The organism is Rhodococcus wratislaviensis (assembly GCF_900455735.1).
GTDB classification, from domain to species: Bacteria; Actinomycetota; Actinomycetes; order Mycobacteriales; family Mycobacteriaceae; genus Rhodococcus_F; species Rhodococcus_F wratislaviensis.
On the sequence record NZ_UAUI01000015.1, the window covers coordinates 24,948 to 46,841 of the forward strand.

At 65.7% G+C, this 21,894-nt stretch carries 20 protein-coding genes; 9 read left to right on the forward strand and 11 right to left on the reverse strand.

The features are described 5' to 3' along the window. Positions 1-54: 54 nt before the first annotated feature. From DTA22_RS19860 to DTA22_RS19875, 3 genes are all read right to left on the reverse strand, one after another. On the reverse strand, positions 55-540 hold the full coding sequence (locus DTA22_RS19860) for a nuclear transport factor 2 family protein (RefSeq protein WP_112300670.1): 486 nt from the start codon (positions 538-540) through the stop codon (positions 55-57). Further along, positions 537-2,021 (reverse strand): aldehyde dehydrogenase family protein, encoded by a 1,485-nt coding sequence (locus tag DTA22_RS19865; RefSeq protein ID WP_112300671.1) that lies wholly within the window; start codon positions 2,019-2,021, stop codon positions 537-539. Before DTA22_RS19865 ends, DTA22_RS19860 begins: the two co-directional genes overlap by 4 nt. 479 nt (positions 2,022-2,500) lie before the next feature. Next, positions 2,501-2,776 (reverse strand): hypothetical protein, encoded by a 276-nt coding sequence (locus DTA22_RS19875; protein ID WP_112300673.1) that lies wholly within the window; start codon positions 2,774-2,776, stop codon positions 2,501-2,503. Between the two features lie 161 nt (positions 2,777-2,937). On the opposite strand from DTA22_RS19875, the gene DTA22_RS36490 reads away from it, so the two are divergent. Beyond that, on the forward strand, positions 2,938-3,225 hold the full coding sequence (locus DTA22_RS36490) for a hypothetical protein (protein ID WP_218027719.1): 288 nt from the start codon (positions 2,938-2,940) through the stop codon (positions 3,223-3,225). A 637-nt stretch (positions 3,226-3,862) separates the two neighbouring features. Continuing rightward, entirely contained in the window at positions 3,863-4,102 is a 240-nt protein-coding gene (locus tag DTA22_RS19885) for a three-helix bundle dimerization domain-containing protein (protein WP_037240010.1), read from the forward strand. Positions 4,103-4,315: 213 nt separating this feature from the next. Here the strand turns inward: DTA22_RS19885 and DTA22_RS19890 are convergent, their stop codons facing one another. Further along, positions 4,316-5,284: a glycoside hydrolase family protein gene (locus DTA22_RS19890; protein ID WP_409372717.1), complete on the reverse strand. Its 969-nt coding sequence runs from the start codon at positions 5,282-5,284 to the stop codon at positions 4,316-4,318. Between the two features lie 337 nt (positions 5,285-5,621). Next, positions 5,622-6,899 (reverse strand): carboxylesterase family protein, encoded by a 1,278-nt coding sequence (locus tag DTA22_RS19900; protein ID WP_052033582.1) that lies wholly within the window; start codon positions 6,897-6,899, stop codon positions 5,622-5,624. Between the two features lie 39 nt (positions 6,900-6,938). Between DTA22_RS19900 and DTA22_RS19905 the strand changes: the two genes are divergently transcribed. Then, positions 6,939-7,520: a TetR/AcrR family transcriptional regulator gene (locus DTA22_RS19905; RefSeq protein ID WP_037240000.1), complete on the forward strand. Its 582-nt coding sequence runs from the start codon at positions 6,939-6,941 to the stop codon at positions 7,518-7,520. 431 nt (positions 7,521-7,951) lie between these two features. Here DTA22_RS19905 and DTA22_RS19910 read toward each other — a convergent pair whose 3' ends face one another. Next, positions 7,952-8,374, reverse strand: coding sequence for an MmcQ/YjbR family DNA-binding protein (locus DTA22_RS19910; protein ID WP_037240017.1), 423 nt, complete (start codon positions 8,372-8,374; stop codon positions 7,952-7,954). A 514-nt stretch (positions 8,375-8,888) separates the two neighbouring features. On the opposite strand from DTA22_RS19910, the gene DTA22_RS19915 reads away from it, so the two are divergent. Next, the gene (locus DTA22_RS19915) at positions 8,889-10,232 is read left to right on the forward strand and encodes an NAD-dependent succinate-semialdehyde dehydrogenase (protein WP_112300675.1); all 1,344 of its coding nucleotides are present in this window, start codon (positions 8,889-8,891) and stop codon (positions 10,230-10,232) included. A 378-nt stretch (positions 10,233-10,610) separates the two neighbouring features. Here DTA22_RS19915 and DTA22_RS19920 read toward each other — a convergent pair whose 3' ends face one another. After that, the gene (locus tag DTA22_RS19920; protein ID WP_112300676.1) at positions 10,611-11,735 is read right to left on the reverse strand and encodes a serine hydrolase domain-containing protein; all 1,125 of its coding nucleotides are present in this window, start codon (positions 11,733-11,735) and stop codon (positions 10,611-10,613) included. Between the two features lie 273 nt (positions 11,736-12,008). Here DTA22_RS19920 and DTA22_RS19925 point away from each other — a divergent pair, with 273 nt between their 5' ends. Further along, positions 12,009-13,697, forward strand: coding sequence for an ABC transporter ATP-binding protein/permease (locus DTA22_RS19925; RefSeq protein ID WP_174233831.1), 1,689 nt, complete (start codon positions 12,009-12,011; stop codon positions 13,695-13,697). A 38-nt stretch (positions 13,698-13,735) separates the two neighbouring features. Here the strand turns inward: DTA22_RS19925 and DTA22_RS19930 are convergent, their stop codons facing one another. After that, positions 13,736-15,328: an HD domain-containing phosphohydrolase gene (locus DTA22_RS19930; RefSeq protein WP_112300678.1), complete on the reverse strand. Its 1,593-nt coding sequence runs from the start codon at positions 15,326-15,328 to the stop codon at positions 13,736-13,738. Between the two features lie 459 nt (positions 15,329-15,787). Between DTA22_RS19930 and DTA22_RS19935 the strand changes: the two genes are divergently transcribed. From DTA22_RS19935 to DTA22_RS19950, 4 genes are all read left to right on the forward strand, one after another. Next, positions 15,788-16,873 (forward strand): NAD(P)H-dependent amine dehydrogenase family protein, encoded by a 1,086-nt coding sequence (locus DTA22_RS19935; protein WP_112300679.1) that lies wholly within the window; start codon positions 15,788-15,790, stop codon positions 16,871-16,873. Positions 16,874-16,937: 64 nt separating this feature from the next. After that, a complete protein-coding gene (locus tag DTA22_RS19940; RefSeq protein ID WP_037239983.1) occupies positions 16,938-17,294 on the forward strand; it encodes an ArsR/SmtB family transcription factor in 357 nt (118 codons plus the stop codon). Continuing rightward, the gene (locus DTA22_RS19945) at positions 17,291-17,767 is read left to right on the forward strand and encodes an SRPBCC family protein (RefSeq protein ID WP_037239981.1); all 477 of its coding nucleotides are present in this window, start codon (positions 17,291-17,293) and stop codon (positions 17,765-17,767) included. Before DTA22_RS19940 ends, DTA22_RS19945 begins: the two co-directional genes overlap by 4 nt. A gap of 15 nt (positions 17,768-17,782) precedes the next feature. After that, positions 17,783-18,406 (forward strand): dihydrofolate reductase family protein, encoded by a 624-nt coding sequence (locus DTA22_RS19950; RefSeq protein WP_112300680.1) that lies wholly within the window; start codon positions 17,783-17,785, stop codon positions 18,404-18,406. A 6-nt stretch (positions 18,407-18,412) separates the two neighbouring features. On the opposite strand, the gene DTA22_RS19955 is transcribed toward DTA22_RS19950, so the two are convergent. From DTA22_RS19955 to DTA22_RS19965, 3 genes are read right to left on the reverse strand one after another with little or no spacing between them, the layout of a single operon-like run. After that, positions 18,413-20,398 carry a 5-oxoprolinase/urea amidolyase family protein gene (locus tag DTA22_RS19955; RefSeq protein ID WP_112300681.1) on the reverse strand — a complete coding sequence of 662 codons (1,986 nt, stop codon included), beginning with the start codon at positions 20,396-20,398 and terminating at the stop codon, positions 18,413-18,415. Continuing rightward, positions 20,395-21,051 carry an urea amidolyase associated protein UAAP2 gene (locus tag DTA22_RS19960; RefSeq protein WP_112300682.1) on the reverse strand — a complete coding sequence of 219 codons (657 nt, stop codon included), beginning with the start codon at positions 21,049-21,051 and terminating at the stop codon, positions 20,395-20,397. Before DTA22_RS19960 ends, DTA22_RS19955 begins: the two co-directional genes overlap by 4 nt. After that, entirely contained in the window at positions 21,048-21,893 is an 846-nt protein-coding gene (locus DTA22_RS19965; RefSeq protein WP_112300683.1) for an urea amidolyase associated protein UAAP1, read from the reverse strand. The genes DTA22_RS19960 and DTA22_RS19965 overlap by 4 nt, the downstream gene beginning before the upstream one ends. Position 21,894 lies beyond the last annotated feature (1 nt).

Sequence of the window (21,894 nt, forward strand, 5' to 3'; positions counted from 1 at the left end):
ACTCTATTCCTCAGAAGGTATCTCGTGAAGGGAAGAAGTGCGCTCGCCGAATCTTCACGGCCAGCCGGGGATCTTCGGACCACGGCCACCGACGGCGGAAATGTATTCATTATTGGCCGGGCGCTTTTCACCCCAAACTATTTCGAATACAAGCTTGGCAATCTTCCAGGTGCCCTCGTGGCACACCAGCTCGTTGTGGTAGCGAGCGACCAAGAAGCAGACATCGTCGTCGCCGGCGAACTTTTCGAAGGAATTGTGGTAAACGAGCGCCGTCGCCTTATCGCCCTCGATGTCGATGTGATAGACGTTCAGCATGTGGTGCTGCCATTCACATGTCTTCGTGAAGTCGGTCATCCAAGTGATGACGGCGTCCGCGCCTTCGACGGGCTCCCCATTGCCGTACTGTGCCTGAAGATCAGGATGCAGGACATCGTGCAGCTGATGCATCTGCGCCGAATCGACACTCGACGCGTAGCGGTACAAGACTTCTTCGATAGCGATCCGGTCGTCACCGACGGTCCGTTTCCCTATGGTGGTCATCGTGTCGCACCGACTTTCGTCCACACGCTCTTGACCTGAGTTAGCTCGCCGATCGAGGCTTCGCCGAGATTGCGTCCGTGCCCGGAGAGCTTGACGCCGCCAAAGGACACGCCGGGGTAGACCATCTGATAGCTGTTGATCCACACCGTGCCCGCGTTGAGCGCCGCCGACACCCGCTGGGAGGTATCGAGGTCGCTGGTCCACACTCCCGCGGCGAGACCGTAGTTCGTGTCGTTGGCGATCCTGATCGCCTCTGCCTCGTCATCGAAGGACAACACCGCCATCACCGGGCCGAAGATCTCCTCCTGCGCGATGCGCATGTCGTTGGTTACTCCGGTGAAAACGGTTGGCTCATGGAAGTATCCGGGCATGTCGAGGCGAGACCCTCCGCTGGCAAGGGTGGCACCTTCGTTCTTGCCGATGTCGACGTATGAGCTCACCCTGTCGAGTTGCTCGGCGGAGACCAGGGGACCGAGTTGCGTCGCTGGGTCGAAGCCAGAACCGACCTTCATCCCCTGCGTGCCTGCGAGAACCGCCGCGGTGAACTCGTCCTGGATCGAGCTATGTACCAATACTCGCGATCCGGCAGTACAGACCTGGCCGGATGCCCCCCAGACGGCTGCCTGGGCAGCCGTTGCAGCTGCGGCGATGTCGGCATCAGGGAACACGATGAACGCGCTCTTGCCACCCAGTTCCAGTGAAACCCGCTTCACCCGCTTGGCGGCCGCCGCCTGAATGGCACTGCCGGTCGGGACCGAGCCAGTGAACGAAATGGCGTCCACACCAGGATGCTCCACGAGCGCAGCGCCCACAGTGGCGCCGCGGCCCTGCAAGACATTGAACACACCGGCCGGAATGCCTGCCTCAGAGGCGATCTCACCCATGAGAACAGCGGTCATCGGCGTCTGTTCGGCTGGTTTGAGGATCACGGCATTGCCCGTCGCCAAGGCCGCCGCCACGGAGCCGAACACACTGATCGGCCCGTTCCACGGAGTGATCAACCCGATTACGCCGATCGGTAGACGTTCCTGTCGCACAGAGAAATTCGGTGGTGTGGGCGGAATGCTGCCGTGAATCTTGGTCGGCCAACCGGAATAGTAATCGATCCCATTTGCGGCGAAATCGACCGTGAAGTCGACGTACCACCGCAACAGCCCGGCATCGATGACATCGAGTTCGGCGACCTCATCACGACGGTCCAGAAGTAATTTGCCCATCTTGCGCAGCCGCCGCTCCTTCTCAAGCGGATCAAGAAGGCGCCAGCGGCCGTCGTCGAAGGCTTGCCGAGACGAGGTCACCACGCGCTCTACATCCGCCTGGTCCCCGAGGGCTGCACGTGCGACGACCTCTCCCCGAGCGGGATCTATGATGTCCATCGTCTTCCCGTCGAGGGAAGGAACCACTCTCCCGTCTACGACGTGGCCGAAGACGTCACGCGCCAGGCTTTTCCTGGCCGCCTTGGAGATGGGGTACTCATTCATGAACGTTTCCTCGCCTCACTCCGATGAATACTGCTACTCGAACTGACTTCAGTTTAGGTTGGTACGTCATTTGTGTCAAAGGTCACAAGCATGCGCTGCCCATGCAGCATTGCTACACGGCAGCCTATGCCCGTGTCCGGCCCGAGATTCTTTGGGACAAGCCCGTTGTCACGGCGCAGTCCAGTCGCTGCGCTCGTACCACATTGGGCTACTCTCTGATCATTTGTTTGCACGGCTGCTGCTGGCTGGGCTCTCACACCGGCACGCCTCTGACTCCAAGAGTTCAGCGCCGGTGCGGTAGCCCTCTGCAATGGCATGGCCAATGCGACGTGGCGTGACACAGTCCCCGATGACACTGACCGTTTCACCAGGGCCGCGCAGTGGCCACAGATCGGTCTGCCGCCGATCACGACCACCGTGCCAGTCACTGCGCCCGATTGGCCGTCGGCGAACACGCCTCGAACCTGATCGTCCGGCGGTCACCTCGCCGAGGCGTCACCGCGGTCGCCGAGAGCGGGGTACCTGAGCATCAGCCGGTCCGCCATCCGCCTCGCCCCGAGTAGTTGCTCACGCAGTAACGGCACCTCCGCCCGGAAGCGTTCGGCCAGCACGTACTGGTCGTCGTCGTCCTGCGCCCACTGGGCGCGGGCGTGCGCGTTTGCGATGCGCTGGGTGAGGATCTCGATCTCCGCCCGCAAGGCGTCGAGGAAAATGCGTGCCTGGGCGGTGTCGTGGTCGGGTTCCATCGCGGTCATTCGGTCATCTCCCCCCGTGGCGCGGCAGCTTCCGGGGTGCCGCGGGCTCGGACAAGACTGCGCCGGCGCGGTCCGCGTGACATCGTGTAGGTACTCCCAGGCCACGTCAACACGAGCGCGGGTTCCCACGCACCCCGTCCACGTGCTGTTCTGCTCCTACGGTGGGACCGCTGGGACCGCGGAGGCCGAGACCGGCTCCCCGGTGGCTTCACCGCGCCGCCTCACGCAGCAATTCGGCGCCGCACCTCCCCGACGAGCTGGCCAAGATCTGCACCCGCATGCGACTGCCGTATCTGCGCAAGGCCGCCCCTACATCGCTCGCGACCGCCAGGGCCCAACACTGGGATCCGGCCGAGGTGGTGCGGGCGCGGCTGCAGGAGGAAGCCGTGGGCCGGGACGCCGCCACCTTCGCGGATGCGCCGCAAGAACGCTTTCTGTGGGCCCTCTGAGGCACCTCTTTTGCTCGGTGACCTTCAGGGTTGGAGCATAAGCGCCCTGCCCTCCAGCAGGCGACCCGAATGCCTGTCCAATCCAGGATACTCACGCGTACAGCCATTTTGACCCGTCTTCTATTATCCGCGAGCCCCTGGAGCGGGGCCTGATCACGCCGCCGTCGACGCACCGCCACACCTGATCCCCCGGAAGCCGGTCACCGGCCGCGGGTCGGACGATGCCGCGCAATTCCGGGTACCGGGCTGTCAGCCCGGCCACCAGCTGACGCACCTTCGCGAGCTGCCAGCGCAGACATGCAATAGCTCCCGATCCTCGGCGGGGCCTGCGCGCCCCTTCGGCGGTTTCGATTCCGGGCGATCAGCGCAGCGATCTCCTCGTGCAGCGGGGCGCGAAACACCCGCACCGGGGCGAAATCAGGGTCGAGGTCGTGCACCGTCGGTGTCATCCGGTGCTCTCCTGCTCGGTGCGGCCCGATCCAGACGTTGCTGCCGCGGGGCGTGAGAAGGCTGCGCCGCTGCGACGCAACGCCACATCGTTGTCGAGTCCGACGACCCGACGTCACGTGGGTGTACCAGCTGGTGGACTCATGAAAGGCCCTTCCCGACCGCCGTCGACAGGACCACAATCTTTGTCATGGACGTCACCGAAAGACAGCACATCGACGCGGTGCGCGCACATCTGATCCGGCGGTACCAGTTCCTCGACACCGACCGGGTCGACCATGCGATCGATGCCGCCCACCACCGATTCGACGGATGCCAGATCCGGGACTTCGTGCCTCTGCTCGTCCAACGCGCCGCCACCCGCGCCCTCGACGATTCCCTGACAATCACGCCGTCCACGGCGTACCCGACAGTGCCCGAGGCTCCGTAACCACAGGCCCCGACACGTCGTTGAGTCGACGGCGACGAGGACTCCGCGGCAATCACCAGGGCCTACTGGGGTGGCGCCTCGGTAACGGTGGTGGTGTCGTCGGTGCGCAATACGGGCCCTGCCTGTCCCCGCCGCGTTGCGTGCGGTGATCGCCGTCCTCGGTCTGATCGGACGCTCACGTTTGCTGACGACGTGACCGTCATCGAGTCGTCGTTATGCCGGCTCTCTCATCACGCCGAGATGGCGCACCGTCCCGGAGAGGCCTGGAACCTCTTGCACGGGCGACCAGGTGCGCAGCCCATCGGTGCTGTCTGAATAGAGATACTTTCCTTCGGTATAGGCGTCGAGATATATCCGCCAGGCATCGTTCGGCAACTGAACCAGGGCTGGACCCTCCAGCAGCGAGCCCCAATCTCCAGGCGGGACGAACGAATAGGGTCCCGTCACCGACGGCGCGACCGCATGCTCGATCACCTTCTTCGTCTCGTTCTTGGTGAACGCGTGGTACGTCGATCCCACCTTGACCACGGTGGTGTCGATGTGGTCCGCGCCGATCCCGTCGAGCAGAGTGGGCGGGCCCCAGATTCGGAGCGACGGTTCCAGCGCGGTCATCAGATACGGCACGAATCCGCCGCCGGTCGACATCGACAGGATGACGTGGACGCGATCGCCGTCCACGAACCATTCGGGTGCCCAGGCCTTCGTCGTGAACGGTGACAGCGACGGTCCGTCGCTGAACCCGGCCGACCCCGATGAGCCCGGCGGGCTCGCCGAGCCCGTTCCGTCTCCCGTGCCCGGAAGGAACGCGCAGCAGAACGGGACCGGCCAGGCCCCCAGGAACGTCCACTCGATGCGGTCACTGCTGCGCGCGAAGCCGATGTTCGCCCCGTCGACTGTCGTGTAGGTGAGGTAGTAGAACCCGTCCGTGTGCCGGAAGATGCTCGAGTCACGCACCACTCCTGACGAGGGCCGATACGCCGACAGTCGGAGGGGCTGGAAGTGAGTGGCGTCCCCCGACTCGTAGACATCCAAGTCACGGTCGCTGGTGTTGCTGAACGCCACCATCGTGTATCGCCAGGCGGGCGGTGCGGCGCCACTGTTCCCCGGGGCCGCGACCAGCAGGCCCGCGACTGCGAGCATCACCATCGATATGGCGGAAAAGCTGGTTCGTTTGGTCAGCATCACTGGTGCAGTATCTATGACAGCAGGCGCACCATGCGCAACTTTGGCCGCAGGCGCAGCGTACGGATCGTTTCCGACGGCGATATGACGCTGAGGAGTTCGACATTGCAGAGCTGCCGCCGGCGACGAAGGTTGCGTACGCCGAACTGGCCGCGACGGTCACCACCCGTTGGCCGTTCGGCATCCAGGTGGGCACCACCATCACCGAGCTCGGACCCGCGTGCCGTGCAAGCCCGCGGTGGGACGAATCCGCGCCATAGCGACGGTGGGCGAGAGCGAACTGCGTGAGGTTCTCGCCGCGGATGCCGACGAAGGCGACAATGGCCACGAGAGTCGGTCACAGGGAGTGCGAAATCGCCGGGTCCCAGGCCATAGGCAGCGCCGGTTCGGGCTCGACCACGCCGGTGTGCGCGTACCGTCCCCAAATCCTGCGTAGCGTCTTGCCGAGCAGCTCGACCCCGCCCCACTCGGTGTCACCGAGCATCGGAGAGCCTTCCCATGCCTCGCGTGTTCCGAGGAGCAACGGCAGCTCCACGCAGTGTGTTGCCCCGTAGCGAGACCCGTGGGGCCGCCAATCGAAGCGGTAGGTACACGCCCGAGCACCCGCTTGGACCAGGCGATCTCTGAATTCGCTCAGCGGTTCAGCAAGCATTCGATGCGTTATCTCGACCGTGTCGGGCCCGGGACCGGTGAACGCCGATACATCGTCGGCGTTCCAGCCGCAGATCACATCGAGATCCTGCACGTTCTCGCTGAAGCTCGCTCCCAGCACCGGGAGGGGATCAGTGCCCGAGACTGGAGAGAAGGGTGGCGCCCCGACGGGGCCGGATCGTTCCGCCCAGACGGCCGCGGTCTTACGTTGCGCATCGAGCAGTGCAGCGACACTGGCAGTTCGAGGGTCTCCCCCAACGATCTCGGCGAATATCCTTCCGACGTCCTCCGCTAACTCGCGCGGTCGGACGATGTCCGGTCCCGGACCGCTCTGCATGATCGCGCGGGTGAACAGCCCGCACGCGTCCGGGATCTCCATCAGCAGCCGGATCGAGACCGCTCCGGCGGACTGTCCGAAAACGGTCACGTTGCCCGGGTCGCCTCCATACCCCGCGATGTTCGCCTTCACCCAGCGCAGGGCCTCCACTTGGTCGTAGAGCCCGAGGTTTCCACCGCTGACACCGTCCAGGCACAAATACCCGAACACGCCGAGTCGATAGTTGACGCTGACCACCACGACGTCGGCTTCCGCGGACAGCGAGCTGCCGTCGTACCAGTCCATCAGTCCCGCACCGCTGTTGAACGCGCCGCCGTGGAGGAAGACCATGACCGGTCGGACGTCGGCGTCGTGTCCGGGTGTCGCGATCGACAGGTTGAGGCAATCTTCGCCTTCGACAAGGTCGGTCTTGTTCGGTCCCATCACCGGCGAGAGGCGACCCGGCAACTGCGGACAGATCTGCCCGCTGGATGGACCGCCCCAGTCTGGGCCGGTGGTCATGTGGGATCGCTCGAATCGACGTGCGGTGGCGTACCGAATAGGGGCGGTACGAATCACCCCCGTGGCCGCGCTACCGGTGACAGCCTCACCGCCACCCGACGATGATGAAACACTCGTTACATCCATGGGTTCATTCGTACCTGGAACAGTCGTTACAGTCAACGCATGCCTCCGCCACTCGATCGCATCAAACGCGCCAAGCTCCTCTCCGGCGTCATCGATTACATCGGCGAGCACGGGCTCAGTGAGCTCTCGCTCCGCCCTCTGGCCGCATCGTTGGAAACCAGCGCGCGCATGCTGATTCACTACTTCGGATCGAAAGAGCAGATGCTCATCGCCGCCCTGGAAACCCAGCGCCCTGACATTGCTGCCGCATTCGCCGATGTCGCCGATGCCGACGCACTGCGACAGCGGCTGCACGAGGGATGGACTGCCAACACAAGCGGCGACTCCGCGACCAGCGCAAGCGTTGTGCTCCAAGTTCTCGGAGACGCCTGCGTGCAGCGCGGCCCATTCCTCGACTACGCTACGTCCGCGGTCGAGCTCCTGGTGACGGCCATCGCCCAGGTACTGGGTCGACTCGAACCCCCGGTCGAGGACCCGACGGCCACGGCGACAATCCTGGTCTCAGGCTTACGCGGAGTGCTGCTGGATCGGCTCGTCACCGGCGACGCAGCCCGCACCGACAGAGCCGCTCGACAGCTGATCGATCAAACCCTCCGAGCGACGCCGCCAACAACGTCGTGATACGACGAACAGTGTCCCACTCCCCTGCCCACGACCCAGGCACACACAGATCGATGAAGTGACTGTTCGTGCCTCGATTTGCTGATGCTTCCGCCACACGTCACTGCGGGCCTGATGGACCAGTGCATAGAGTGAACGTAAGTGATCTGTGGACCAACGGCATGGTCTCACTACGGCCTCGGTCTCGGTCTCGGAGAAATCGGCGCGCGCATCCCTGCCGGTCGCGGAGGGCACAGCGGCTCTGTTCCGCGAGTTCGCAGGCCTCGGCGCACTCGAAATTGCACATCGAGTCGGAATACTCTATCCCGACAAGATCATTCGTAATATACCTCGACGCAACATATTTGAGCGATGCAACTGTGCGGGACCACACATTGCCACGCGTTGCGGCGGCTCACTGATTTTCGGCGACCGAACCGACCGAGCACTCGCTACGTGCGACTCTGCCCACCGAGCCAAGCGGCAGCCCGGGTGGGCGAGGCACGGGAGAGCCACGCGTCCTGCACTACCTCGGTCAGTTCCTGGAGCGTGAGGTCACCAATCATGCTCGCCCGCAGCAGTACCGAAGAGTGGCCATCGAAATGTGCCGTGGTGAAGAACGGCGATGCGGAGTCTTGCACCATTGCTCGCTTGTCCGACTCGGAGGGCACCCAGAAGACGATCACGTCCGTGTATCGCTCACCGGTGTGCGGATCAGCGGCGTCGGGGCGAGGGGTTCGGAAGAACAAGAACGATTTGCCGCCGACCTGGTAGATGGGGTTGCCTCGCGGCCCGTATTCGACCTTGACATAGGGCATGCCCAGGGCAAGGTCATGGACATCTTCGACCCGCGCATAGCGCAGTTTTGCCGACATGACAGCAGTGTAGGTCTCGTTGTCGCCTCCGCAGCGATCGGGACCGGAGGGAACCACACGCGGGGGCCCTGAACTGTCATGTTCGATGTCGTTCCACGCGTCGGCACGAGCGGCCGTCGAAGACGGTCTCAAACGACAGGACCGACTGGGCTGCGCAACCGTTCGATGCCGAACCACTGGCTCCATGCCCAGTGACGAACTCGTTGCCTTCGACCTGGCAGAATTCGCCCTCATCGAAGTTCTTCTCTTCGGTGGCGTGACAGCATGTCGCGACCATGTTGATTCTGCCCCGACGATGAACGGTGAGCCCGAAGTCGGCAACGGTGCGGCGTATGTAGGGAACATGTATTCGAACTCGTATCCGATGTATCCCACGTGGCGCCTGCAAGACCCTGCGATTGCCTTCGGCACGCAGACTCCTGAGATATTTACTCGAACACCGACCCTGAGAACCAACCCACAGCGCTCCTCGCAAGCAATACTGGGATGCCCGACATTTCAAGGAGACGTGAGTATGAGCCTGTACGCAGTAGTGGACCCCGCCACCGGAAAGACGGTGCGCGAATACCCGACCGCGACCGACGACCAGATGCAGGCGGCGTTGTCCGCGGCGGAGAAGGCGCACCGTGAGTGGTCGCGACACTCGACGGTGGTCGAGCGCGCCGGACTACTGAAGAAGGTCGCCGAGTTACACACCGAACGCCGCGACGAACTGGCCACGATCATCCAGCGGGAGATGGGCAAGCCCCTGGACCAGTCGTTGGGGGAAGTCGACTTCAGCGCTGCGATCTACCAGTACTACGCCGACAACGCCGAGAAGTTCCTGGCCGACGAGCCAATCGACCTGGTCGACGGCACGGGTACCGCGCTGATCCGCCGCAGCTCGATCGGTGCGCTGATCGGCATCATGCCGTGGAACTATCCCTACTACCAGGTCGCACGGTTCGCGGGTCCAAATCTGGCACTGGGCAACACCATTGTGCTCAAACACGCACCGCAGTGTCCGGAATCGGCGGCAGCGCTACACCAGATCTTCACCGACGCCGGATATCCGGAGGGCGCCTACGTCAACGTCTACGCCACCAACGACCAAATCGCCGACGCGATCGCCGACCCCCGGGTCCAAGGCGTGTCATTGACCGGATCCGAACGTGCAGGCGCAGCCGTCGCCGAGATCGCCGGCCGCAATCTCAAGAAGGTGGTACTGGAACTCGGCGGTTCCGATCCGTTCATCGTCCTCAGTACCGATGACCTCGACGCCACCGTACAAGCGGCAGTGGAAGGTCGTTTCGAGAACACGGGGCAGGCCTGCAACGCGGCGAAGCGATTCATCATCGCCGAGGACCTCTACGACGACTTCGTCGGCAGATTCACCACCGAGGTGCTCGCCACCGCAGACGAACTCGCACCGCTGTCGTCGGTCTCCGCCGCCGACCGGTTGTCCGATCAGGTCCAGCAGGCGATCGCCGAGGGCGCCACACTGGTGTCCGAGGGGGAACGGAAGGGCGCCTTCTTCCCGCCGGCCGTGCTGACGAACGTGTCACGGGATTCACGAACCTACCGGGAGGAACTGTTCGGGCCGGTAGCGACTGTCTACAAGGTGCGCTCCGAGGAAGAGGCTGTCGAGCTGGCCAACGACACCCCGTTCGGTCTCGGCTCCTACGTCTTCACCACCGACCCCGATCAGGCCTACCGCGTCGCCGACTCACTGGAGGCCGGCATGGTATTCGTCAATGCCGTTGGCGCCGAAGGAGTTGAACTGCCGTTCGGCGGCGTCAAACGCTCCGGTTTCGGTCGCGAACTCGGCAAATACGGGATCGACGAGTTCGTGAACAAGAAACTCATCCGCGTCAGCTGAACCAGCGATTCCTGTATTACAGCACCAGCGGTGCCTGCGGGTTCTCTCGGTGCGAGAGAACCCGCAGCCGATGGATCCCTGTGCTCGCTGGTCAGAGTTCGGACTGCAGCCAGCGATGAACTATCGCAGACTTCTCTCTGTTCTGCAGACACCCGCGCCCACGCTTGGAGCCATCGAACGGGCACCGCATCATCCTACTGTGCCAGCACAATCGTCCCCCTCCCTCGTTCTGGGCAGCGTCGCCGCCGGACAGGCGGAATTACGGCGACCCAGGGAAGCGGCACGCCCGGGATCGGAAATTCATACTGGCCACGGAGCCTGACCCCGAAGACGAAAACCTACCTAACCCGTTCGACTGCAAGCCTTTTCACACGACCTCTACGACGGAGGCGCCGGCCAGGGATGGTCGGGGCTGATGATCTTCACGATCTCACTGAAGAAGTTCCACACGCCCAGCGGGTCGGCGTTCGTATTGACCAGCATCACCACCGTCTTGCCCTCGGAAGGAAGGTAATAGGCGTAGGTCTGGTAGCCCGCGATATTTCCGTTGTGGCCGATCCAGCCGTTCTGGTACTCGACTCCAAGTCCGTACAGCGAACCCGTACCTTCCGACGGCGCCGGCTGAAACTGCTCCCGTTCGCGCTGAGTAGCCGGCGAGAGCAACGTTCCAGTCGCCAAGTCGCGCACCCACACACTCAGGTCGTCGAGCGTGGAAATCATGTTTCCCGCACCGAATCCCCACGACGGGTTCCAGTCGGTCGCGTCCACCGTCTCGCCGTCAGTTGTTTTCGTGTATCCGTGTGCGTGCGGTGACGGAAGGGCCGCATCGGTCGGGACCGAGGTGTGGCCGAGATTCTCGGGTCGCGTGATGGACTCGTCGATGTATTCGTTCAGCGGCTGGCCGGAGACCTTTTCGACCACGAGGCCCAGGAGCGCGGTATTGGTGTTGGAGTAGTCGAACTCGGTGCCCGGTGCGAACAGCGGTGGACGGCTGAAACTGATCTCGAGCAGTTCCTGGGGCGTCCATTGGCGCTGCGGCTGACTCGGGAGCGCCGGGATCACCACCTCCGAGTAGTCGGGAAGCCCACTGCGCATGGCCGCCAACTGGCGGATGGTGATCAAGTCCCCGTTGGGGACGTCGGGCACGTACCTGTCGATCGGATCGTCGAGGCCGACCTTTCCCTGATCGACCAGTTGCAGCACGGCGGTGGTCGTGAAGGTCTTGGTCAAGCTGCCGATGCGCATGAACAGGTCGGGCGACATGGGGTCGCCGGTGGCCGTGTCGCCCACCCCGAACGCCTGGACGTAGGGCTCGGCGCCGTCCTGCCAGACACCGACGATGGCCCCAGGTATCGAGGCGTGCTCCATCGCCGGCGGAATCGTTTCGGTGAGCTGCGTGTCGGGCACGGCTGGTTGAACCGCCGACTCACCGCATCCCACCAGTCCCGTCATCGAGATCGCCACGACGGCGACGATTCGCCGCCCCCGCAATGTCTGTGCCACCCCGCTCCCCAATCCATGCCTGCAACATCGATCTGTCCAAAGCTTGCCTTATCGGCTCCGACTTGGATCGGTTTTCGGGCGCCTCGTTCGTCGCGAAGCCTGCGGCCGACTCCACCGGCATCAGCGACAGGACACTGCACGGGGGTTGGTCACCACCAGGTCAGCCGGACGGACCTAGCGATTTGAGGCAAACGCCCCATGCGACCCCGGAACCGGCCGACCGATGATCAGAGCATGACAAAGAGAGTTCAGGAATCACCGAGATCACCGGACATGACCGAATCGACATTCGAACCACCGGCCGTCGGGCGGGTCGATGCGGTCGACGTGAGCCGGCACGTCGGGGCGCGTCAGATCCTCCAGGAGCTGTCGCTGTCGGTCGAACCCGGCGAGTTGGTCGCCATTGCCGGCGGCAGTGGAGCGGGAAAGAGCACATTGCTGGAGATCCTCGCAGGACTGCAACCACCGTCGGCCGGGGTGGTCCGGCACGACGGCGTCGTTCGCGGTGCCCGAGTCAGCGCCGATTCCCGGATCGGCTACGTGCCCCAGGACGACATCATCCACCTCGAGATGCCCCTGCGCCGCACACTGCGCTACGCGGCGCGACTACGGCTGCCCGCGGGCACATCGGCAGCCGAAGCGAACCGGATAGTCGAGGAGACCATGCAGGACCTCGACCTGGCTGATCGGGCGGAGGTGCCGGTCCGTGCGCTGTCCGGCGGCCAGCGCAAGCGGGCCAGTATCGCCGTGGAGCTGCTGACCCGGCCACACCTGTTCTTCCTCGACGAACCGACCTCCGGGCTCGACCCCTCGACCGCAGCCGACGTGATGCGCCTGCTGCGCCGACTCAGCCGGCGCGGGGTGACAGTCGTCCTCACGACGCATGAACCGGCCGGCATCGACCGATGTGACCGGGCGGTATTCCTGGCCCGCGACGGCCACCTGGCCTTCACCGGCAGCCCTACCGAGGCTCGGCGCTACTTCGATGTGGAGGATCTCGCCGAGGTGTACGACCGGCTGGCTCGTGAGCACACCCCTCAGATCTGGGCCGAGCGATTCGCGGGCATCGGTGGAAAGTCGGAACCCCGGCCCGACCCGGCTCAACCGCCCATCCCGGCCACCCGTTCCGACGTCGACCGCACAGGCGCGGTGCGGCAATGGTGGCTACTCACGCGACGCAATGTTGACGTCCTTCTTCGCAACCGGCTGACCCTCGCGGTCCTGCTCGGCTCACCGGTGCTGGTCACGGCGATGATGGCGACGCTGTTCCAGCGCGGCGCGTTCGATCCGCGTAGCGCAGCCGACCTCGGCCCGGCCCAGATCGTGTTCTGGATCGCATTCGCAGGCTTCTTCTTCGGCCTTACGTACGGCCTCCTCCAGATCGTCGGGGAGATGGCCGTCTTCCGGCAGGAGCGCCTGGCCGGGCTGAGCGTCGGCGCCTACGTGGCATCCAAGGTGACAGCCCTGCTTCCGGTGCTGGCTGGAGTGAGCGCGCTGCTGCTCGGTGTGCTGCGGGCGCTCGGTCGGCTCCCCGCCGTCGGATGGGACGTGTCCGCCTTCCTGTTCGTGACGATCGTCATCGAGGCGATCTCGGCACTGGCCCTTGGCTTGCTCGCCTCGGCCGCGGTCTCCAACGCCGCGCAGGCCGCCCTCGCCCTGCCGATGCTCTGCTTCCCTCAGGTTCTGTTCGGTGGAGCCATCGTCCCGGTTGACGAGATGGCCCTCCCGGGACGCCTGATGAGCCTCGGCCTGTCCAACCGCCACGCATTCGAAGCCTTGGGTCGCGACCTGGATCTCGACCGGTACAGCACCACCCTCCCGGCCATGGCCGCCTACGGCGACACCTTCCGCGGAGGCACCGGCGCCAGTCTCATCGCGCTCGCCTCATTTGCGGTCGCTCTCATGCTGGCCACCGTGTGGGTACTGGACCGGCGGTCGCGGCCCGGCGCATCCCGTCGATGACGGCCCCGCACAGCCGGTCCCGCCACACGGCGGATGCCTCACTTCCCCACAACCGCACTGACGGGGAAGCCCACCAGGCCCCGATCGATCGCGGCGAGACTGGCCTGCGTGCGGTTGTTCACCCCGAGCTTGGCGTAGACACGTTCGACGTGGTTGCGTGCCGTCTTCTCGGCGATGAACAGTTCGGCGGCGATCTCTCGGTTCGACCGGCCCTGCGCGACGAGTCGCAGGATCTCGACCTCGCGGTCGGTCAACCCGGCCGGCCAGGGCGTCCGCCGCGACACCCGCTGCCCGGCCGCCGCCAGCACGGCCGCCACCGACTCGGCGTCGAGGCGTCCGGCACGCGCCTCCACTTGCAACCGATCGGCAGCGCCGCGACGATCGAGCGCCGGCCGTTGCGGACGCGGCTCGAGCAGTCGCTGATACGCCTCCGCCGTGGCCAGCAGCCGGTCCTTCGCGGTCAACTCCGCGCCCGTGATGCCCCGGGGAAAGCCGGACCCGTCGATACGTTCCCGGTGCTTCATCGCCACGGATACCACCGACTCCAAGCCGTTGACTCGGTTCAGTATCCGGCCGGTCAGATCCGGATACATCCGTACCCGTTCCCATTCGGCCGTCGTGAGCGGCCCCTTCTTTTCCCAGATCTGGTTGGACACCCCCATTTTGCCGAGGCTGTGCACGAGGCCGGCACGGTAGAGCTGCGTGATGTCCGACGGCGACATGCCCAGGTGTCGGGCCGCCCCGCCTACCAGATTCGCGACGCCACGCGAATGCCCCAGGGTGAACGGAGATTTGAGATCGACGAAATCGGCCATGGCCCCGAGTAACTCGTCGCTTTCGTCCGCCATGAGGGTTCGGTCACGATCCGGCGCCTGGGCCAACGCCGCGATCCACACGTCTGTGTCCAGCAGCCCGTCCACGATCGCCGCCGCGTCACGTTCGAACACGTCCGCGACGGCCGGGCTGAACTGACTGCCGCGCCGGGAACGGAGAACGTCCTTCGCGTGCTCGAGCCCACCCGTCCGCAGGTGCACCTCGACGACGTCAGCCACGTGAGCGATGTGGATCTCGACCGGGATACCCTCTCCGCGACAGCCGTTGGGCAACCCGCGGCCGTCCCAGCGCTCGAAGGCGTAGGCCAGCGCCTTTCCGACCTGACCGTCCAAGCCCATCCGATCGGAAAGAACCCCCGCAGAACTGCAATGCGAATGGATCAGCGTGGCGACCTGGCCGCGAGCCGCGACCAGAAAGACAGCGGCACGGATGCCGCGTTCCCAGCCCGGCGATCCACGTCCCACATGACTCATCATCAGCCGCAGAAACGGCAGACCGGTCATGTCCACCGCGTAGGTGTCGGCTCGGAAGGCAATGTCGTCGCCGAAGAGCGCCGAGAGTTCGTGGGAGTCGGCGTGACAGCCGATCCACCCGACCAGATTGGCGTAGTACACGGTCGCTCGCTGTCGGGGGTCGAGTCCCATCCGCTCGGCGATTCGTGTCGCGATCAGGGACGACCGAAGCATGTGTTCCATCGGTTGACCCAGACCGAGGTCGATCGCCAGCGATACCGCGGCCAGCAGTTCGGCTCTGCTCAGACCTTTTCCCGAGCCGGGCAGCGTCCCGTGCGGGTGCATCTCCCCATTGTCCACCTGAACACGGACGTGTCGGCGCGAAAGACGTGCCACCGCCCCTGAGCCCCGCGCGCACATCGGTGGTTGTGCACACGCAACCCGAAAAGACAGGTACCCACACACGCCGAACGGCCGGTGTGAAAGCTCGCAGGTCAACCCACAATTGTGACCACCCGATACGCCGAACCACAGCAAGGAGGCCGCCGGACACAGCTTCCGACCCACAACTTCACTCGCAGACACGCAGGCAGCACACCCCGCGCAGACAGGCAACATGCGCCCCCTTATGAGGGATCAGTGCTGCACCCCGAGGACGCATCGCCGACCGGTGCGTGTCGGGGGATGGCCCGCCCGTGCGAAGCACCCTCGCACGGGCGGGCCACTCCGCCGGCGTGGCCCGAGTACCACGATGTTGCCCGATTCAGCCACTGTCCACCTCCACACTCGGTAGGGTCCGATTCCATGGCTGACCAGCGGAAGATCCGGACCGTGGTGTGGGGCACCGGGAATGTGGGGCGGGCCGCGATCCGCGCGATCGATGCACACCCCGCCCTAGAGCTGACGGCGGTGGTCGTGGCGAACCCGGAGAAGGTCGGACGCGATGCCGGCGACCTCGCCCGCTCGGGCCACGCACTGGGAGTGACAGCAACCGACGACGCCGATGCCGTGCTCGCGACGTCCCCCGACGCCGTCGTCTACGCCGCGTCGGGCGAGATTCGCCCGGACGATGCGGCAGCGGACATCATCCGCGCGCTCTCCGCGGGGGCCGTCGTCGTGACTCCGTCGATCTACGCGCTCTACGACCAGCGCAACGCGCCGGCCGAGTTGCGCGACCCGATCGAGACGGCCGCGAAGTCCGGCGGCGGCGCCCTGTTCGTGTCGGGCGTCGATCCGGGATGGGGGAACGACATCCTGCCGATCCTGATGACGGGTCTGGCCGGCACGATCGATCAGATCCGTTGCCAGGAGATCTTCGACTACACCACGTACGACCAGCACGATTCCGTGCGGTACCTCGTCGGCATGGGCCAGCCGATGGACTACGAACCGCCGATGGTGGCGGCGACGGTGCCGACGATGGTGTGGGGTGGCCAGGTTCGGCTCATCGCCCGCGCCCTCGGGGTGGAGCTCGACGGGATCCGTGAGACGCTGCTGCGCCGGCCGCTGGACGAGACGATCACCACCGAACTGATGGGCGAGTTCGAGGCCGGTACCCAGGGGGCGCTGCGTTTCGAAGTCCAGGGCATCGTGGGCGGCGAGCCCCTGATCGTCATCGAGCACGTCACGCGGATCCACCCGTCGTGCGCCCCGGACTGGCCCGTGCCGCCGGACGGCGGGGACGGCGCGCACAAGGTGATCATCGAAGGCAGGCCGCGCATCGAGGTGAACGTGGAGGCCACCGACGAGGGCGGCAACCGAGCGGCCGGCGGCAATGCCACCGCGGTGGGGCGCCTGGTCAACGCGATCCCGTGGCTGCGGACGGCCGCGCCGGGGCTCTACGACGCCCTGGACGTCCCGCTCACCCCCGGTCACGGCAAGCTCGCCTGACACCACCCGCCAGGGCCACACTTAGCCCTTGCGCTAACCATTGTTGCAGTGGATACTTTTCCTTATGGCTCAGTATCCGGAGCGGCTGAACGGCATCTTCCAAGCGCTCGCCGACCCCACGCGGCGGGCCGTGCTGGGCCGTCTGAGCCGGGGTCCGGCGACGGTCAGCGAACTGGCGAAACCGTTCGACATGGCCCTGCCCTCCTTCATGAAGCACATCCACTTCCTCGAGGACAGCGGATGGATCCGGACACACAAGGAGGGCCGCGTACGGACGTGCGCGATCGAGAAGGCGCCCTTCACGGCCGTCGAGTCGTGGCTCGCGGAGCAACAGGAACTGTGGGAGAGCCGCACCGACAGACTCGAACAATTCGTCACCGAACACACGGTCACGACACACGCAAAGGACACACCGCAATGACCGACACTGCGAGACCCGATCTCGACCTCACGATTTCGCGCATCATCCGGGCACCCCGTCCGGTCGTGTGGCGCGCCTGGACCGACCCCGCCAGCTTCGAGCAATGGTGGGTCCCCGCGCCGTCCCGGTGCCGGGTCGTCGACATGGAACTACGCCCGGGTGGGGCGTTCACCACCCAGATCAGCGAGGGCGGTGGCGAATTCGTGCCACACATCAGTGGCTGCTTCCTCGCCGTCGACGAACTCGAGCGCATCGTGTTCACCAACTCGCTGGTCGGTGGCTGGCGACCCGCCGAGCAGCCGTTCATGACCGCGATCATCACGTTGAACGACCATCCGACGGGCACGGAGTACGTCGCCCACGTGATGCACAAGAACAACGCCGACCGCAACACCCACGAAGAAATGGGCTTCTATGACGGCTGGGGCACCGTCACGGAGCAGCTCGCCGAACTGGCTGAGCGACAGGCATAACGGAGGAGACCGGACATGCGCAAGATCGTCCTGCAGATGATGACGACACTCAACGGCCGCCTCGACGACCCCGCAGCGTGGGTCCACGACGTCGTCGACGACCAGTACCGCGAGATCGATCGAATCTATTCGAGCTACGACACGGTGCTGGTCGGGCGCACTACCTACGAGGAGATGGCCGCCTACTGGCCTCGCGCGCTGTCCGAGCACGCCGGAACCGAAACCAATCAGGTCATGGCCGAACGGATGAACACCTACCGGAAGCTGGTGTTCTCCCGCTCCGGCGACGACCCGGTGACCGAATGGACCAACACCGAACAGGTCGTCGTGGCCACCGACGGCGAGCTCGCAGCGTACCTCGAGGATCTGAAGAGACAGCCGGGCAAGGACATTCACCTGTCCGGCGGATCGTCCCTCGCGCGATCGGTCCTCGCACTGGGGCTGGTGGACGAGTTGTATTTCTTCGTCTATCCGGTCGTGTCACCCGGTGTTGCCTGGTTCTCGGCGATAACCGACCAGCATGGCCTCCGACTGGTGGGCACCGAGTCGTACGGCAACGGGGTGGTCGAATTGCACTACGTGCCCAGGGAACGCGCGGACGCACCCAGGCCGGACAGCTTCACCGACATGCTCGCGTAACGCGGATCAGCCCACCGTCGCGAACTCCCCTGCCGCAGACCATCGTTGCCGCTCGGCGGCGAACGCGACAGCCTGTTCGGCTCGGAAGTCACCGATCGATTCGGCATTGGCAGTGAGAAACTGCTGGTGCTCGGCGAGCGAGAACGTGCCCTCGGTGATCTCGATACCGCCGCCGCGACCGGCCGCGACGTCGGATCGCAGGTCCATCAGCTCGTCCGGTTCGACGGGGTACCAGGAGATCCGGTCGAAGAAGCGCAGCAGCCAGGGGGTGCCGTCCTCGAACGGTCCCGACTTCTCGGGATGCCGATGGTTCCACACCTGGGTGGTTCGGCCGACGAACTGGTAGCCGCCCGGACCCTCCATTCCGTAGATGCACAGGTACGCCCCGCCGATCCCGACCGCGTTCTCCGGCGTCCACGTGCGGGCTGGGTTGTATTTCGTGGTCACCAGCCGTTGCCGCGGGTCGAGTGGTGTCGCGACGGGTGCGCCGAGGTAGACGTCACCGAGGCCGAGCACCATGTACTCCGCTCCGAAGACGGTGTCGAAGACGTCGTCGACGCTGCCGAGTCCGTTCATGCGGCGGATGAACTCGATGTTCCACGGGCACCACGGTGCGTCGGAACGGACGCCGTGCATGTAGCGCTGGATCGCCTCACGCGTCGAGGGATCGTCCCACGACAGCGGCATCCGCACCGATCGGCTCGGTACCACGAGTTCGTTCGCCGCGGGCAGCGCGTCCTCCGCCTCGCCGAGCAGCCCCATGAGCTTCGGGATCGGCAGCACGTCGGGGTCGACGCGGACCTGCAGCGATCGGATGCCCGGTGTCAGGTCGAGCAGCCCGGCCGGCTTCTCGACCTCGAGACGCTGGTGCAGCGCGTGGGCGCGGGCCCGCAGTGCGAGGTCGAGGGTCATGTCGCCGTATTCGACCAGGACGTTGTCGTCACCGGAGCGCCGGTACGTCACGGCGGTCTCGCCGTCGCGCCGGGCGATCACGCCGTCGTCGCGGTCACCGGTGGTGGAGAAGACGGTCGGATGCGCCGCCCGCCGCGCGGGACCCAGCGCACGCGTGGACGCGGCCCGGTCGGCCTTGATCGGCACGAAGCGCACCGCATCGCCGGGCGCAAGTTGTCCGAGCTTCCAGCGTTCCGCCGCGACGACCGTGACGGGGCACACGAACCCGCCGAGGCTCGGTCCGTCCGGGCCCAGGAGGATCGGGGTGTCCCCCGTGAAGTCCAGGGCGCCGACCGAATACGCGTTGTCGTGAATGTTGGACGGATGCAGTCCCGCCTCGCCGCCGTCGGTGCGCGCCCAGTCGGGCTTGGGTCCGATCAACCGCACCCCGGTGCGGTCCGAGTTGAAGTGCACCTCGTAGTCGGTCCGGTACAGCGTGTCGATGTCGGCGCGGGTGAAGAACTCGGGTGCGCCGTGCGGGCCCTCGGTGACCGCGATCTCCCAGCGACTGCACAGTGCCGGAACGTGTTCGGCAGGAACGGCGGCCGCGCGGGCGCCGGTGTGCTCGCCGACCGCGAGAACGTCACCCTGGCGCAGCGTGCGGCCCTGATGTCCGCCGAACTTACCGAGCGTGAACGTCGAGGCGCTGCCGAGGAAGTCGTCGACGTCGAGCCCGCCCTGGACGAGTACGTAGATCCGGAGGCCGGGTCCGGCCGCCGCGCCGACGTCCAGTACTCCGCCCGCAGGAACCCGTACCGGCCGCCACTGCGCCTGCAGCACTCCGTCGACGGTGACCGGGGCGGGCGCGCCGGTCACACACACCACCGTGTCCTCGTCGAACTGCAGTGCGGGACCGGACATGGCGCATTCGATTCCGGCGGCGCCCTCGTCGTTGCCGAGTGCGGTGTTACCGAGCCGGAACGACAGGTCGTCCATGGGCCCCGACGGCGGCACGCCGACGTGCCAGTACCCGGTCCGCCCGGGGTAGTCCTGCACCGTGGTGAGCATGCCGGGACGGTGCACGGTGATCTTGGCGCTCATGCCTGCACTCCCGTCGGCCGGGTCACGATCATCCGCACCGGGGTCGGGTCGAAACCGTTGCAGGGGTTGTTGATCTGCGGGCAATTGGACACCAGTACCAGAACGTCGCGCTCCGCGCGGAGTGCGAGGCGGCGGCCGGGTGCGGACAGGCCGTCGACGATTCCGAGCGTGCCGTCGGCGTCGACGGGAACGTTCATGAAGAAGTTGATGTTCGACACCAGGTCGCGCTTGCCGATCCCCCAGCGGGACCCTTCCGCGAGGAAGTTCTCGACGCAGGCGTGCTGGTGCTTGGTGTGGTGGCCGTACCGCAGAGTGTTCGACTCCTGCGAGCAGGCACCGCCCACTGTGTCGTGGGAGCCGACCTCGTCCGCGACGAGCGTCATCAGCGCGTCGTGATCGTCGGTGCGGAGGACACTTCCCGTGGTCAGGAACAGATTTCGTTGCGCCGCCACCGTGGCGGCGGCCGAGTAGCGTGCCCGGTGATCGTCGGCCGCGTAGATCAGGGTGTCCACGGCCTGGTTGCCGCACAGATCGACGACGGTCAGGACGTCACCGGCCTCGACGACGGCAGACCAGGGGCCGCGGGCGCCGACTTCCTCGTCCAGGATCACCGTTCCCGGTACCAGCGGTGCGGTCTCGATGGTGGTGGTCATGCCTGCTCCCGTCCCTGGAACTGCGTGGCAGCCCAGACGTCTTCGGTGTTGAGAAAGGCCCGGCGGTACTCCGGGTCGGCGTCGACGGGTTCGGCCACATCGGCGCCGGTCCAGGCGAGCACTTCGAGCGCGGTCGTGTCGTACGTCGGCGAAGGATCGAGCGGGTGCGCCGTGTTGGCGATCAGGACGATCACCGGGAGGTCGATCACGAGGTCGACCGCGGTGTCCGCGCCGGCGGATCCGATGCTGCCGAGCGACCCGTCCTCCCCCACCCGCACCCCGTGGAAGAACGACAGCGACGGCGGGAGGTCGCGCCGCTCGAGTCCGTGCTTCGCCGCCGCCACGGTGAAGAGTTCACGCCCGGCCGGGGACGCCGAATGCAGCCTGCCGTCACCGTATTTCGCGGTGTTCGAGGCGAGCGACGTGGTGCCGCACAGGGCGTCGTGTCGCCCGGACCCGTCCGAAACGAGCGTCGCGAGCACGCGCCCCTGGTCGGAGAGCAGCGGATGTCCCTCCCCCAGGTACGCCTGCCACGGCACCTTCACGGTGTCGGCGACGTTGAGCCGCTCCCACGGCGCGTCCGCCCGGTACAGCAGCAGGTGGGCACATGCCCGGCCGTCGAGGTCACGCAGTCGCAGTCGTGTGCCACGGCCCAGCACCTTCGTGGTGTACCGGCCACCGGGCACCGTCTCCGCCCATGTGAGCTGCGCGGGATCTACGTCGGACGGTGGAGTGGGCCAGGACGACGCCGGGACCACCGGCATCGAGTCGGTGACCACTCCCGACTGGGCACGCGCGTGTTCCTTCGCGGCACTGGTGGTCGAGGTGTCCACTGAGGTCATG

Coding starts and splice junctions, on each gene's coding strand:
- DTA22_RS19955 (WP_112300681.1), bottom strand. CDS start 20,398: ATGAGCGCCAAGATCACCGTGCACCGTCCCGGCATGCTCACCACGGTG.
- DTA22_RS19925 (WP_174233831.1), top strand. CDS start 12,009: ATGACCGAATCGACATTCGAACCACCGGCCGTCGGGCGGGTCGATGCG.
- DTA22_RS19960 (WP_112300682.1), bottom strand. CDS start 21,051: ATGACCACCACCATCGAGACCGCACCGCTGGTACCGGGAACGGTGATC.
- DTA22_RS19900 (WP_052033582.1), bottom strand. CDS start 6,899: ATGGATGTAACGAGTGTTTCATCATCGTCGGGTGGCGGTGAGGCTGTC.
- DTA22_RS19885 (WP_037240010.1), top strand. CDS start 3,863: ATGGACGTCACCGAAAGACAGCACATCGACGCGGTGCGCGCACATCTG.
- DTA22_RS19965 (WP_112300683.1), bottom strand. CDS start 21,893: ATGACCTCAGTGGACACCTCGACCACCAGTGCCGCGAAGGAACACGCG.
- DTA22_RS19940 (WP_037239983.1), top strand. CDS start 16,938: ATGGCTCAGTATCCGGAGCGGCTGAACGGCATCTTCCAAGCGCTCGCC.
- DTA22_RS19950 (WP_112300680.1), top strand. CDS start 17,783: ATGCGCAAGATCGTCCTGCAGATGATGACGACACTCAACGGCCGCCTC.
- DTA22_RS19910 (WP_037240017.1), bottom strand. CDS start 8,374: ATGTCGGCAAAACTGCGCTATGCGCGGGTCGAAGATGTCCATGACCTT.
- DTA22_RS19890 (WP_409372717.1), bottom strand. CDS start 5,284: ATGCTGACCAAACGAACCAGCTTTTCCGCCATATCGATGGTGATGCTC.
- DTA22_RS19915 (WP_112300675.1), top strand. CDS start 8,889: ATGAGCCTGTACGCAGTAGTGGACCCCGCCACCGGAAAGACGGTGCGC.
- DTA22_RS19905 (WP_037240000.1), top strand. CDS start 6,939: ATGCCTCCGCCACTCGATCGCATCAAACGCGCCAAGCTCCTCTCCGGC.
- DTA22_RS19930 (WP_112300678.1), bottom strand. CDS start 15,328: ATGCACCCGCACGGGACGCTGCCCGGCTCGGGAAAAGGTCTGAGCAGA.
- DTA22_RS19875 (WP_112300673.1), bottom strand. CDS start 2,776: ATGACCGCGATGGAACCCGACCACGACACCGCCCAGGCACGCATTTTC.
- DTA22_RS19865 (WP_112300671.1), bottom strand. CDS start 2,021: ATGAATGAGTACCCCATCTCCAAGGCGGCCAGGAAAAGCCTGGCGCGT.
- DTA22_RS19860 (WP_112300670.1), bottom strand. CDS start 540: ATGACCACCATAGGGAAACGGACCGTCGGTGACGACCGGATCGCTATC.
- DTA22_RS19935 (WP_112300679.1), top strand. CDS start 15,788: ATGGCTGACCAGCGGAAGATCCGGACCGTGGTGTGGGGCACCGGGAAT.
- DTA22_RS19945 (WP_037239981.1), top strand. CDS start 17,291: ATGACCGACACTGCGAGACCCGATCTCGACCTCACGATTTCGCGCATC.